Source organism: Pseudomonas sp. PGPPP1, from assembly GCF_002255865.1.
Lineage (GTDB): Bacteria > Pseudomonadota > Gammaproteobacteria > Pseudomonadales > Pseudomonadaceae > Aquipseudomonas > Aquipseudomonas cremoris.
The window spans coordinates 48256-61335 of the sequence record NZ_NKIG01000017.1 but is presented as its reverse complement, the minus strand read 5'-3'; the positions used below and the strand labels follow the sequence as shown (position 1 = coordinate 61335).

The 13080-nt window shown below is 60.6% G+C and carries 14 protein-coding genes; 10 read left to right on the top strand and 4 right to left on the bottom strand.

Features of this window, described 5'->3' with window-relative positions; translation table 11 throughout:
* Positions 1-96 precede the first annotated feature (96 nt).
* Together CFE47_RS18955 and CFE47_RS18950 are read right to left on the bottom strand one after the other, a co-directional pair.
* Positions 97-1095 carry an NAD-dependent epimerase/dehydratase family protein gene (locus CFE47_RS18955; protein ID WP_185707977.1) on the bottom strand — a complete coding sequence of 333 codons (999 nt, stop codon included), beginning with the start codon at positions 1093-1095 and terminating at the stop codon, positions 97-99.
* 52 nt (positions 1096-1147) lie between these two features.
* Entirely contained in the window at positions 1148-2041 is an 894-nt protein-coding gene (locus CFE47_RS18950; protein ID WP_185707979.1) for a LysR family transcriptional regulator ArgP, read from the bottom strand.
* Positions 2042-2139: 98 nt separating this feature from the next.
* Here CFE47_RS18950 and CFE47_RS18945 point away from each other — a divergent pair, with 98 nt between their 5' ends.
* The 6 genes from CFE47_RS18945 (at position 2140) to CFE47_RS18920 (ending at position 9345) form a co-directional block, all read left to right on the top strand.
* Positions 2140-2541 (top strand): ACT domain-containing protein, encoded by a 402-nt coding sequence (locus CFE47_RS18945; protein WP_286839363.1) that lies wholly within the window; start codon positions 2140-2142, stop codon positions 2539-2541.
* A gap of 5 nt (positions 2542-2546) precedes the next feature.
* The gene (locus tag CFE47_RS18940) at positions 2547-3146 is read left to right on the top strand and encodes a LysE/ArgO family amino acid transporter (RefSeq protein ID WP_185707982.1); all 600 of its coding nucleotides are present in this window, start codon (positions 2547-2549) and stop codon (positions 3144-3146) included.
* 178 nt (positions 3147-3324) lie between these two features.
* Positions 3325-3921: a superoxide dismutase gene (locus CFE47_RS18935; RefSeq protein WP_017125974.1), complete on the top strand. Its 597-nt coding sequence runs from the start codon at positions 3325-3327 to the stop codon at positions 3919-3921.
* A gap of 183 nt (positions 3922-4104) precedes the next feature.
* Complete coding sequence (locus CFE47_RS18930) at positions 4105-6156, top strand: putative bifunctional diguanylate cyclase/phosphodiesterase (protein ID WP_286839359.1); 2052 nt, start codon at positions 4105-4107, stop codon at positions 6154-6156.
* A gap of 127 nt (positions 6157-6283) precedes the next feature.
* Positions 6284-7627, top strand: coding sequence for an imelysin family protein (locus CFE47_RS18925; RefSeq protein ID WP_185707986.1), 1344 nt, complete (start codon positions 6284-6286; stop codon positions 7625-7627).
* A 263-nt stretch (positions 7628-7890) separates the two neighbouring features.
* Positions 7891-9345 carry a TrkH family potassium uptake protein gene (locus tag CFE47_RS18920; protein ID WP_286839357.1) on the top strand — a complete coding sequence of 485 codons (1455 nt, stop codon included), beginning with the start codon at positions 7891-7893 and terminating at the stop codon, positions 9343-9345.
* On the opposite strand, the gene CFE47_RS18915 is transcribed toward CFE47_RS18920, so the two are convergent.
* Complete coding sequence (locus CFE47_RS18915; protein ID WP_185707990.1) at positions 9302-10360, bottom strand: AraC family transcriptional regulator; 1059 nt, start codon at positions 10358-10360, stop codon at positions 9302-9304. The genes CFE47_RS18920 and CFE47_RS18915 overlap by 44 nt on opposite strands.
* Positions 10361-10522: 162 nt before the next feature.
* Here CFE47_RS18915 and CFE47_RS18910 point away from each other — a divergent pair, with 162 nt between their 5' ends.
* The 4 genes from CFE47_RS18910 (at position 10523) to CFE47_RS18895 (ending at position 12668) form a co-directional block, all read left to right on the top strand.
* Positions 10523-10834 carry an Mpo1-like protein gene (locus CFE47_RS18910; RefSeq protein ID WP_185707991.1) on the top strand — a complete coding sequence of 104 codons (312 nt, stop codon included), beginning with the start codon at positions 10523-10525 and terminating at the stop codon, positions 10832-10834.
* A gap of 12 nt (positions 10835-10846) precedes the next feature.
* Complete coding sequence (locus CFE47_RS18905; RefSeq protein WP_286839524.1) at positions 10847-11122, top strand: hypothetical protein; 276 nt, start codon at positions 10847-10849, stop codon at positions 11120-11122.
* A 74-nt stretch (positions 11123-11196) separates the two neighbouring features.
* Positions 11197-11367, top strand: coding sequence for a hypothetical protein (locus CFE47_RS18900; RefSeq protein ID WP_191950551.1), 171 nt, complete (start codon positions 11197-11199; stop codon positions 11365-11367).
* Positions 11368-11471: 104 nt separating this feature from the next.
* Entirely contained in the window at positions 11472-12668 is a 1197-nt protein-coding gene (locus CFE47_RS18895) for an MFS transporter (protein ID WP_286839353.1), read from the top strand.
* Here CFE47_RS18895 and arfB read toward each other — a convergent pair.
* Entirely contained in the window at positions 12665-13078 is a 414-nt protein-coding gene (arfB, locus tag CFE47_RS18890) for an alternative ribosome rescue aminoacyl-tRNA hydrolase ArfB (protein WP_286839350.1), read from the bottom strand. The genes CFE47_RS18895 and arfB overlap by 4 nt on opposite strands.
* Positions 13079-13080: the final 2 nt, after the last annotated feature.

The window sequence follows — 13080 nt, the reverse complement described above, 5'->3', positions numbered from 1 at the left end:
TGGAAAGCCGAGCGACGGGAGTATAAACCGCGTTCCCGCCGCACTGATCGACCCGGAACCACGAATTCGGTTCCCGAAGTGTTGCCGGTTGTGAGCTTACTTGAACCCCGGATCCTGGGCTTTCCACCAACTGCAGAACTCGTCGAGGGCGGTCCACAGGCTGACCTTGGGCTCGTAATCCAGATAATGCCTGGCACGACTGATATCGAGGGTGAAATCTTTGTTCATGACCTGCATGCCCAGACGCGATAACGCCGGCTCCGGACGCCCCGGCCACATCGCACAAAAGGCTTCATTGAGCGCCGCGACGCTGTAGGACAAACCGTAGGACCGGTAACGCGTCACCTGGGGCATTTCCATTTGGCGCATTACGTAGTTCACCACATCCCACACCGGGACCGGCGCGCCGTTGCTGATGTTGTAGGCCCTGCCCAGCGCCGAGCCTGGAGCAAGCAAGCTGCTGAGCAGCGCTTCGTTTAGGTTGTGCACGCTGGTGAAGTCGACCTTGTTCAGGCCGTCGCCAACGATTGCCAACCGGTTCTTGCGCTGCATTTTCAGAAGGCGCGGGAAGATGCTCATGTCACCGGCACCGGTGACAAAGCGCGGGCGCAGAGCCAGAACTTCGAGACCGAATTCCTGGGCGCCGAACACCTTTTGCTCGGCCAGGTATTTGGTGGCGGCATAGGGGTGCTTGAAGCGCTTGGGCACTTGCTCTTCGGTCAGGCCAAGATGGTCGCGCCCGTCGAAATAGATCGACGGCGAGGACAAGTGCACCAGGCGCCCCACCTGCTGCTTTAGGCAGGCTTCAACGACGTTTTCAGTCACCAGCACATTGCCCTGATGGAAATCCTGATACTTGCCCCATAGCCCGACGGCGCCGGCACAGTGCACTACGGCTTCGACATCGCGGCACAAGTTGCGCACCAGGTCGGCATCATTCAGGTCACCCTGGATAAACTCGGCGCCGCGCCTGACCAGGTGTTCCACACCTTCGGCGCGCCGCCCGTTGACCCGCACGTCCAGGCCTTGCTCCAGGGCAAAACGCGCAAAGCGCCCGCCAATGAAGCCGCTTGCGCCGGTGACCAGAATTTTCATGTATTACCCCGTGTTCTTTCGTTTTTCATCGCTGTTGCCTTGACGCCCGCCATCACTCCAACGGCACCAACCATTGCCCACATGCCTGGGCCAGATGGTCGGTCAACAAGCCCAACAGTTGCCCGCCACTGCGCCAATGATGCCAGTACAGCGGCACATCGATGGGCTTATCTGGCAATAACTCCACCAGCACGCCTTTCGCCAACTGGTCACGCACCTGCAATTCCGGCACCAGCCCCCAACCGAGGCCAGCCTCAGTCAAGCGGATAAACCCTTCAGACGATGGGCACAGATGATGTTCGAAACCACCATCCACGCCGAGGGACGCCAAGTAACGGTGTTGCAGGAAATCGTCCGGTCCGAACACCAATGCTGGCGTGCGCGCGAGCTGATCTGCACGCACACCTTCGGGAAAGTGCCGGGCGATAAAGGCCGGGCTGGCTAACGCCCGGTAGCGCATGGCGCCCAACAGCAAGCTGCGCGCACCCGCTACGGGGCGTTCGCTGGCGCAGATGCAGGCAGCCACTTCACCGGCGCGCATGCGTTTGAGGCCGACGGTCTGGTCCTCGACAACCAAGTCCAGCAACAAGTGTTGTTCTGCGCAAAAACCGCTGACGGCCTCAGCCCACCAGGTGGCCAGGCTATCGGCGTTCAGGGCGATGCGCAGCCGCTCGGGCATGCCCTCCTCGTCCAGGGCCGGCACCTGGCTTTGCAGGTCGCGCTCCAGCAGACGCACCTGCTGCACATGGTTGAGCAAGCGCCGGCCAATATCAGTCGGTGTTGGCGGCGTGGCCCGAATCAGGACCGGCTGGCCGATACGCGCTTCGAGCAACTTGATGCGCTGGGAAATCGCCGACTGCGACAACCCCAGCACCTGGGCACCCCGTTCAAAGCCAGCCTGTTCCACCACCGCCGCGAGGGCGGAAAGCAATTTATAGTCGAACATCAGTTTCTCTAATGAGCGATCAGCAATATTGGTTTTTCTTATACAGCTTAGCGCTTGAGAATGGCCAGCATTGCTTATCTCTATCAAAGGAACTTCACATGGCTGGCGAAACCGCCCTGGCGACCCTGCTGCGCAGCATGAGCCCGCATCTGAATGACGGCGACTACGTGTTCTGCACGCTGCCCGACAACCGTATCCCGACAGGTTGCGAAGTGATCGGCAGCTTTCGCGAACAGGAAGGCCTGACGCTGATTGTCGAGCGCCAACAAGCGGAACAGGCCGGGCTGGCCTTCGACTATGTGGCAGCGTGGATCACCTTGAATGTGCACTCAGCCCTGGAAGCCGTTGGCCTGACCGCCGCCTTCGCCAGTGCGCTGGGCAAGGCCGGCATTAGTTGCAATGTGATTGCCGGCTATTACCACGATCACCTGTTCGTCGGCCGCGCCGATGCTGAACGCGCCCTGCAGGTACTACGGCAATTGGCGGCGGACGCGGAGTAGATCCTATGTGGCAAAGCTATTTGAATGGCCTGTTGGTGGCCCTCGGCCTGATCATGGCCATCGGCACCCAGAACGCGTTTGTCTTGGCACAAAGCCTACGCCGTGAACATCATTTGCCCGTCGCGGCGCTGTGCGTGGTGTGCGATGCGTTGCTGGTCGCCGCCGGGGTGTTCGGCCTGGCCACGGTACTGGCGCAAAACCCGCTGTTGCTGGCGGTTGCGCGCTGGGGCGGTGCGGCGTTCCTGTTGTGGTACGGCACGCTGGCATTGCGCCGGGCTTTTTCCAAGCAGAGTCTGGAGCAAGGCGGCAACTTCAAGGTACGGTCGTTGCGCGCGGTGATGCTCAGTGCGCTGGCGGTGACGCTGCTCAACCCCCATGTGTATCTGGACACGGTGCTGCTGATCGGCTCGTTGGGCGCGCAGCAAACCGAACCCGGCGCTTATGTCGCAGGCGCTGCCAGTGCATCATTCCTGTGGTTTTCCACCCTGGCACTGGGCGCCGCGTGGCTGGCACCGTGGCTGGCACGCCCGGCAACATGGCGCCTGCTGGACTTGCTGGTGGCCGTGATGATGTTCAGCGTGGCCTACCAATTGATCGCCGCGTAGGGAATATTCCAAAACGCTCTGGAACCTCTATCCCACACAGTTGTTGCGTGGTTTTGCCGCACCCCCGGTGCTATGATCCAGCCCCTGCGCCGCAAAGAGTACAAACTCCCCGACGCTTGTTTGGCCGCCCGTGATCGGCCTTGCGCTCACCGCAACTGACCTGATTAGGAGAATCATCATGGCTTTCGAATTGCCGCCGCTGCCCTACGCACACGATGCCCTGCAGCCGCACATTTCCAAGGAAACCTTGGAATTCCACCACGACAAGCACCACAACACCTACGTCGTGAACCTGAACAACCTGGTGCCTGGCACCGAGTTCGAAGGCAAGACCCTGGAAGAAATCGTCAAGTCTTCCTCGGGCGGCATCTTCAACAACGCCGCTCAGGTCTGGAACCACACTTTCTACTGGAACTGCCTGGCGCCAAACGCCGGCGGTCAACCTACCGGCGCGCTGGCTGAAGCCATCAACGCTGCGTTCGGTTCGTTCGACAAGTTCAAAGAAGAATTCACCAAGACTTCCGTCGGCACCTTCGGTTCCGGTTGGGGCTGGCTGGTGAAAAAGGCTGACGGTTCCCTGGCCCTGGCCAGCACCATCGGCGCCGGCAACCCGCTGACCAGCGGCGACACCCCGCTGCTGACCTGCGACGTCTGGGAACATGCTTACTACATCGACTACCGCAACGTGCGTCCAAAGTATGTGGAAGCGTTCTGGAACCTGGTCAACTGGAAGTTCGTGGCTGAGCAGTTCGAAGGCAAAACCTTCACTGCCTAAGCACCGCTTGCAGTAGAAAGAGCCCGGCCTATGCCGGGCTTTTTCATGGGCGCGATTCGTCAAAGCTGATCGCCCTGCCAACTTCCAGAAAGTGATCGCAAGAATGTCCCTTTGACTGGCATCACGGGATTGCCAATACTCATGGCATATTGAGGCTACCCGCATGGAACAAGGAATGACCCTTTGAAGCTGGAACTCAAAAACAGCTTGTCGGTGAAGTTGCTACGGGTTGTGCTGCTGTCGGCATTGGTGGTGGGCGTAGCGCTGAGCGTGGCGCAGATCGTTTTCGATGCCTATAAGACGCGCCAGGCCGTGGCCGGTGATGCCCAGCGCATCCTCGACATGTTTCGCGACCCCTCGACCCAGGCCGTCTACAGCCTGGACCGCGAGATGGGGATGCAGGTCATTGAGGGCCTGTTCCAGGACGATGCCGTGCGCATGGCCTCCATCGGCCATCCCAACGAAACCATGCTGGCGGAAAAAAGCCGCGCGCTGCAACAGGCCCCCAGCCGCTGGCTGACAGACCTTATTTTGGGCCAGGAACGCACCTTTACCACGCCACTGGTGGGCAAGGGCCCCTACAGTGAGTATTACGGCGACCTGAGCATCACCCTGGACACGGCCACCTACGGCCAGGGTTTTATCGTCAATTCGGTGATCATCTTCATTTCCGGGGTGCTGCGCGCCCTGGCCATGGGCCTGGTGCTGTACCTGGTCTATCACTGGCTGCTGACCAAGCCACTGTCGCGGATCATCGAGCACCTGACGTCGATCAACCCGGACCGGCCCAGTGAACACAAGATCCCCCAGCTCAAGGGCCACGAGCGTAACGAACTGGGGATTTGGATCAATACCGCCAACCAGTTGCTCGAATCTATTGAGCGCAACACCCACCTGCGCCACGAAGCGGAAAGCAGCCTGTTGCGCATGGCTCAATACGACTTTCTCACCGGCCTGCCGAACCGTCAGAAATTGCAGGAGCAACTGGACAAGATCCTGACCGACGCCGGTCGCCGGCAACGCCGCGTGGCGGTGTTGTGTGTGGGGCTGGATGACTTCAAGAGCGTCAACGAACAGTTTACCTACCAGGCCGGCGACAAATTGCTGCTGGCCCTGGCCGATCGCTTGCGCGCCCATAGCGGCCGCCTCGGCGCATTGGCCCGTTTGGGCGGCGACCAATTCGCCCTGGTGCAGGCTGATATCGACCAGCCCTACGAAGCCGCCGAACTGGCGCAAAGCATTCTCGATGACCTGGAAGCGGAGTTTCCCCTCGACCATGAAGGCATCCGCCTGCGCGCCACCATCGGCATCACCCTGTTCCCGGAAGATGGCGACAGCACCGAGAAGTTGCTGCAAAAAGCCGAACAGACCATGACCCTGGCCAAGACCCGTTCGCGCAACCGTTACCAGTTCTATATCGCCAGCGTCGACAGCGAGATGCGCCGCCGCCGTGAATTGGAAAAAGACCTGCGCGACGCCCTCAGCCGCAACCAGTTCCACCTGGTGTACCAGCCGCAGATCAGCTACCGCGACCACCATGTCGTGGGCGTCGAAGCCCTGATCCGCTGGCAGCACCCGGAACATGGCCTGGTACCGCCGGACCTGTTTATCCCGCTGGCGGAGCAGAACGGCACCATCATTGCGATTGGCGAATGGGTGCTGGACCAGGCCTGCCGCCAATTGCGCGAATGGCACGACCAAGGCTTCAGCGAGCTGCGCATGGCCGTCAACCTGTCCACCGTGCAGTTGCACCACACCGAGTTGCCTCGGGTGGTCAATAACCTGATGCAGATCTACCGCCTGCCGCCGCGCAGCCTGGAACTGGAAGTCACCGAAACCGGCCTGATGGAAGACATCAGCACCGCCGCGCAACACCTGCTGAGCCTGCGTCGGTCCGGGGCGCTGATCGCGATTGACGACTTCGGTACTGGCTATTCGTCGTTGAGCTACCTGAAAAGCCTGCCCCTGGACAAGATCAAGATCGACAAGAGTTTCGTCCAGGACCTGTTGGACGATGACGACGATGCCACCATCGTGCGGGCCATCATCCAGTTGGGCAAAAGCCTGGGCATGCAGGTGATCGCCGAAGGCGTGGAAACCGCCGAGCAGGAGGCGTACATCGTCTCCGAAGGCTGCCACGAAGGTCAGGGTTACCACTACAGCAAACCCTTGCAGGCTCGGGAGCTGGCGGCTTTTTTGAAGCAGGCGGAGCGCAATAACGCGGTCATTCTCTGACAGAACAAACCGATACTAAATATTTCCCTCGTATAACTCTTTACACAAAATGCAAATCTTTCGCATTATGTCGCAGTTTTTGCGCTCCCCCGCGCGCCCCATCAACAACCGAAGCAGGATGTTCGCCATGATTCGTATGCCCCTGGCCACCGCCAGTCTGCTGGCCATTGCCATTTCTCTCGCCGGTTGCGGCGAAGGTAAAGACAAGGCCGCCGCGCCTCAGGCGCCGACCCCGGCTGCCAGCACTACCGCTCCAGCGGCTGCCACCCCTGCCGGCCAGGTCGACGAAGCAGCCGCCAAGGCTGTGGTCGCGCATTACGCAGACATGGTGTTCGCGGTCTACAGCGACGCCGAGTCCACCGCGAAAACCCTGCAAACCGCTATCGACGCGTTCCTCGCCAAGCCGAACGACGAAACCCTGAAAGCCGCCCGCACTGCCTGGATCGCCGCCCGCGTGCCTTACCTGCAGAGCGAAGTGTTCCGCTTCGGCAACACCATCATCGACGATTGGGAAGGCCAGGTTAACGCATGGCCACTGGACGAAGGCCTGATCGACTACGTCGACAAATCCTACGAACACGCCCTGGGTAACCCAGGCGCTACCGCCAACATCATCGCCAACACCGAGATCCAGGTCGGCGAAGACAAGGTGGACGTGAAAGACATCACTCCGGAAAAACTCGCCAGCCTCAACGAGCTGGGCGGTTCCGAAGCCAACGTCGCCACCGGCTACCACGCCATCGAATTCCTGCTGTGGGGCCAAGACCTGAACGGTACCGGCCCTGGTGCCGGCAACCGCCCTGCGTCGGACTACCTGACCGGCGACGGCGCCACTGGCGGCCACAACGAGCGCCGCCGCGCCTACCTGAGCGCCGTGACCCAACTGCTGGTCAGCGACCTGGAAGAAATGGTCGGCAACTGGAAACCCAACGTCGACGACAACTACCGCGCCACCCTGGAGGCAGAACCTGCCACCGACGGCCTGCGTAAAATGCTGTTTGGCATGGGCAGCCTATCCCTGGGCGAACTGGCTGGTGAGCGCATGAAGGTTTCCCTGGAAGCCAACTCGCCAGAAGACGAACAGGATTGCTTCAGCGACAACACCCACAACTCGCACTTCTACGACGCCAAGGGCATCCGCAACGTCTACCTGGGCGAGTACACCCGCACCGACGGCACCAAGATGACCGGCGCCAGCCTGTCCTCCCTGGTCGCCAAGGCCGACCCGGCTGCCGACAACGCGCTCAAAGCCGACCTGGCCGCGACCGAAGCGAAGATCCAGGTCATGGTTGATCACGCCAACAAGGGTGAGCACTACGACCAGTTGATCGCCGCCGGCAACGACGCGGGCAACCAGATCGTACGTGACGCCATCGCCGCACTGGTCAAGCAGACCGGTTCGATCGAAGCCGCTGCAGGCAAGCTGGGCATCAGCGACCTGAACCCGGATAACGCTGATCACGAGTTCTGATCAGTGCCGAATTGAAAAAAAGCGACCTTCGGGTCGCTTTTTTTGTGCCTGCTATCTGCCATCCCACAATTCATGTGGGAGCTGGCTTGTCGGATCGCCGCACCGCTGCGATAGCGGTGTATCAGTTAACAAAGATGTGACTGCCCCACCGCTATCGCAGGCAAGCCAGCTCCCACATTTGAACGGAGTTGCTTCGAAGCCCCGGTTTACATGCCCTGTACCGCAGGTAGAATGGCGCCACTCTCCCATATCCGAGCTCTCTCATGGCGTTGCCGACCCTACGCATCATCGGTTTCATCATCGGCATCTTCCTGATCACCCTCGCGATCGCCATGGTCGTGCCAATGGCCACCCTGGTGTTCTTCGAACGCACCCGCGACTTGCCCTCGTTCCTGTGGGCCAGCCTGATCACCTTTATCGCAGGCCTGGCGCTGGTGATTCCCGGTCGCCCTGAACACGTGCACCTGCGTCCCCGGGACATGTACCTACTTACCGTTACAAGCTGGGTGGTGGTGTGTATCTTCGCCGCCTTGCCGTTTTTGCTGACCCAGCACATCAGCTACACCGACTCGTTTTTTGAAAGCATGTCCGGCATCACCGCCACCGGTTCCACCGTATTGAGCGGGCTGGACAGCATGTCGCCGGGCATCCTGATGTGGCGCTCGCTGCTGCACTGGCTCGGCGGCATCGGCTTTATCGGCATGGCGGTGGCGATCCTGCCGTTGCTGCGCATTGGTGGCATGCGCCTGTTCCAGACCGAATCCTCGGACCGCTCGGAAAAAGTCATGCCCCGCTCGCACATGGTGGCGCGGCTGATTGTGGCGACGTACGTAGGCATTACCATCCTCGGCAGCCTGGCGTTCTGGTGGGCGGGCATGGGCCTGTTCGACGCGATCAACCATGCGATGTCGGCGATTTCCACCGGCGGCTTTTCCACCTCCGATGAGTCCCTGGCCCATTGGAAACAACCAGCGGTGCACTGGGTGGCGGTGGTGGTGATGATCCTCGGCAGCTTGCCGTTCACCCTCTATGTCGCCACCTTGCGCGGTAACCGCCGGGCGCTGATCAAGGACCAACAGGTACAAGGGCTGCTCGGTTTGTTGATCGTGACGTGGCTGGTGCTCGGCACCTGGTATTGGTGGACCACAGATTTGCCCTGGCTGGACGCGCTGCGCCACGTGGCAGTGAACGTCACGTCGGTCGTCACAACCACCGGCTTTGCACTGGGGGACTACAGCATCTGGGGCAACTTCTCACTGATGCTGTTCTTCTACCTCGGCTTTGTCGGCGGCTGCTCGGGCTCTACCGCAGGCGGGATCAAGATCTTCCGCTTCCAGGTCGCCTATATCTTGCTCAAGGCCAACTTGAACCAGTTGATTCACCCGCGCGCGGTGATCAAGCAGAAGTACAACGGCCACCGTCTCGATGAAGAGATCGTACGTTCGATCCTGACGTTTTCGTTTTTCTTCGCCATCACAATCTGCGCCATCGCCCTGGCCCTGTCGCTGCTGGGCCTGGACTGGATGACCGCACTGACCGGCGCTGCCAGTACGGTATCCGGCGTCGGCCCGGGCCTTGGCGAAACCATCGGCCCGGCCGGCAACTTCGCCAGCCTGCCGGATGCGGCCAAGTGGATCCTGTCGTTCGGCATGTTGTTGGGCCGATTGGAGATCATTACGGTGTTTGTGCTGTGCATCCCGGCGTTTTGGCGCCACTGACCGCCGACGCTTCCAGCAATCGCGTCCGGTACTCGCCGGGCGTGACATCAAACCAGCGGCGAAACGCGCGGAAAAAATTGCTCGGGTCGGCAAAGCCTAGCAGGTAGGCAATCTCCAACAGGGTCATGCTGGGCTGCGCCAGGTATTGCTCGGCCAGTTCGCGGCGGGTGTCATCGAGCAGTGTCTGGAAGCTGGTGCCCTCCTCCTGCAAGCGCCGTTGCAAGGTGCGCTGGGACAGGTGCAGCGTCTGGGCCACCACTTCGCGCTTGGGCTCGCCCTGGGGCAGCAGGCGGCACAATACCTGGCGTGCCTTATGGGTCACGCGGCTTTCCGAGAAGCGCGCCAGGTATTCCCCGGCAAATCGATCATGCAGCAGCGCCATCGCCTCATTGGCCGTAGGCAATGGCGCATCCATATCTGCGCGTTCGAAAATCAGCGCGTCATAGGGGGCATTGAATTCCAGCGGTGCGTGGAACGCTTGTTTATACGGCGCCAGGTCCGCCGGTTGCTCGCCTTGCAGCACGACTTTGCGCGGTTGCAGGGTGCGCCCTGTCAACCAGCCGCACAGTGCCAACGCGCTGGCGAGTGAAGCTTCGGCACTTTGCCGGGTGGGCGGCAGGTGGTCGCCATGCACCGTCAGAATCAGCGCATAGCCCTCGGGTAAAAGGCGGAAACTCAGGTCGGCGCTTTCGGCGATGATCCGCTGGTAGCGCACCAGGCGCATAAAGCCTTCGGCCAGCGTGTTGCTGGACATCAGCGCATAACCCGCCACATGAAACGATGCCGGGCGCACTACCTTGCCCATGTTCAAGCCTATCGCCGGGTTGCCCGACAGCTCCACCGCACGCTGCCAGAGGCGCGTCATGGAGTCTTGCGGGAACCGCGCATCGGGGTCCTTCAGGGCGGCATAGTCCAGGCCCAGTTGCTTGAACAGCGCCCGGCAATCCAGGCCGTCCATTTCCAACGCCTTGACTATCCCCATCGCCCAGCTTGCAGAAGTTGTTCTCTCGCTCATGGCGTCTTCTTAATAAAGCAGGCTTAAAACGGCAGCCAGGAAAGCCAAGGATACTAAAGTGGCATCTATTGTCACTGGCTGTTACCACTGATCACTCTAGACTCAAATAAGCTCCCCGCCGAACATCTGTTGGGCGGCACAACAATGAAAGGGCCGGCTACCGTGGAAAACGTCAAACAATTCAACAGCTTCGCCGAGTTCTACCCGTACTACCTGAGTGAGCACGGCAACAGCACCTGCCGACGCCTGCATTTTGTCGGGACCACGCTGGTGATTGGCATCTTGGCCTATGCCGTTGGTCGGGGTTCGCTGGGCTTGCTGCTGGCGGTGCCGATTGCCGGCTACAGCTTTGCCTGGATTGGCCACTTCTTCTTCGAAAAGAACCGCCCAGCGACGTTTAAGCACCCGTTCTACAGCTTATTGGGAGATTTCGTGATGTACCGCGACATGATCCTCGGCAAGGTACCTTTCTAGCCCTGTGACCTCATGTCACTTGCGTTAAAGAATGAAAGTTCCGACATCCGCCGACATAAAATTCTTTTTGTCATTTGCAGTGCTGTATCCTGCCAAGGCTTTTTGAGAGCGCGGAATCACCTGCGATTGAAAAAACAGACCTTGCGAGGAGCGACGACGATGCACGAGATACCTAATCTCCCCTTCCCAAGCCTGCACCCTACAGAGCAGCCAACACCGCAGCAGGCCAGCGACAAGCAGCCTGAGGCCAAAGAAGCAAAACCAGTCGACAGCGAAAGCCAGGACTGACGCCGTACCAGACCGTGTGGAAAGCGCAGCTTTGAGCGCTTTCCACACTGCCTGAATGAACCGAGACCCCCGCCATGACCGACACCCCAGATACTGCCGTACTCGACGCTGCGTTACAGATGGTCGAAGTCTGGAACCGCCTCAGCGCGGACAAACAAGCCCTGTTGCTCAAGCGCTTCGGTACACAGGAAAACGCCCTGGCCGCCCTGGTTACCACCCAACTGCTGGCCCCCGCGCAAGCCTGATGCGTTTTTGATCGACAGTTTTTAAGTTTTAGCCGCCCGGCCCGGCCAAAGCGCCGGTATCATTAGCAGCCTATCTTTACCTGCTGCGACAGTGGACCTCTCCCATGCCAGATACCCAGCGCCCCCTAGCGGTCACGCTGCAAGTCGTTTCCATCGTGCTGTTTACCTTTATCGGCTACCTGAACATCGGCATTCCCCTGGCCGTATTGCCGGGTTATGTCCACAGCCAACTGGGCTATGGCGCCGTGATTGCCGGGCTGGTGATCAGCGTGCAATACCTGGCCACCCTGCTCAGCCGTCCGTATGCCGGCAAGATCATCGATAACCTGGGCAGCAAGCGCGCGGTATTGATTGGTCTGGCGGGCTGCGGTTTGAGCGGCGTGTTCATGCTGCTGGCGGCATGGTTTTCCAACCTGCCGGCGGTGAGCCTGGGCAGCCTGCTGGTCGGGCGCCTGGTGCTGGGCAGCGCAGAAAGCCTGGTCGGGTCGGGCGCCATCGGCTGGGGCATTGGCCGCGTGGGTGCGGAAAACACCGCCAAGGTCATTTCCTGGAACGGCATCGCCAGTTATGGCGCCCTGGCCGTCGGCGCGCCGTTGGGTGTGCTGCTGGTGCGCAACTTCGGGCTGTGGAGCATGGGAGTCAGCATCATCTTGCTGGCGATCGTTGGCCTGCTGTTGGCCTGGAACAAAGTCGCCGCTCCGATTGTTGCCGGCGTGCGCCTGCCGTTCATGAACGTGCTGGGCCGGGTATTGCCCCACGGTTGCGCATTGGCGCTGGGCTCCATCGGCTTTGGCACCATCGCCACCTTCATCACCTTGTATTACACCACCCAGCATTGGGAAAACGCGGTATGGGCCCTGAGCCTGTTCGGCGCCAGTTTTATCGGCGCGCGCTTGCTGTTCGGCAACCTGATCAACCGTATTGGCGGCTTCCGGGTAGCCATTGCCTGCTTGTCGGTTGAGGTGCTTGGCCTGCTGCTGTTATGGCTGGCGCCGGATGCCAACCTGGCCCTGGCCGGTGCGGCGTTGAGTGGGTTTGGCTTTTCCCTGGTGTTCCCGGCGCTGGGCGTGGAGGCGGTCAACCTGGTGCCTGCGTCCAGCCGAGGCGCGGCAGTGGGGGCTTATTCGCTGTTCATCGACTTGTCGCTGGGGATCACCGGGCCGCTGGCCGGTGCCGTGGCGTCAGGCTTCGGCTTTGCGTCGATCTTCCTGTTCGCTGCCCTCAGCGCACTGGGTGGGCTGTTGCTGAGCGTATACCTGTATCGCCAGGCGCCTAAAGCTCGCGAGGCACGCGGCGACTAAAAGTCTACCTTGCCGCGCCCGGCCTTGATGGTGCCGCGCTTGGTCTTGGATTCGAGTCGACGCTTTTTCGAGCCCAGGGTTGGCTTGGTCGGCCGACGCTTTTTCTCCACTTTGGTGGCGCTGAGGATCAACTCCACCAAACGCTCCAACGCATCCGCGCGATTTTGCTCCTGGGTCCGGTATTGCTGGGCCTTGAGCACCAACACACCGTCACTGGTGATGCGGCTGTCCCGAAGCGCCAGCAGCCGCTCCTTGTAGAACTCCGGCAGCGACGAGCCCGGTATATCAAAACGCAGGTGCACCGCACTCGACACCTTGTTGACGTTCTGCCCGCCCGCGCCTTGGGCGCGAATGGCGGTCAGCTCGATCTCGGCATCGGGGAGGTGCACATTGTTGGAAATCACCAGCATCA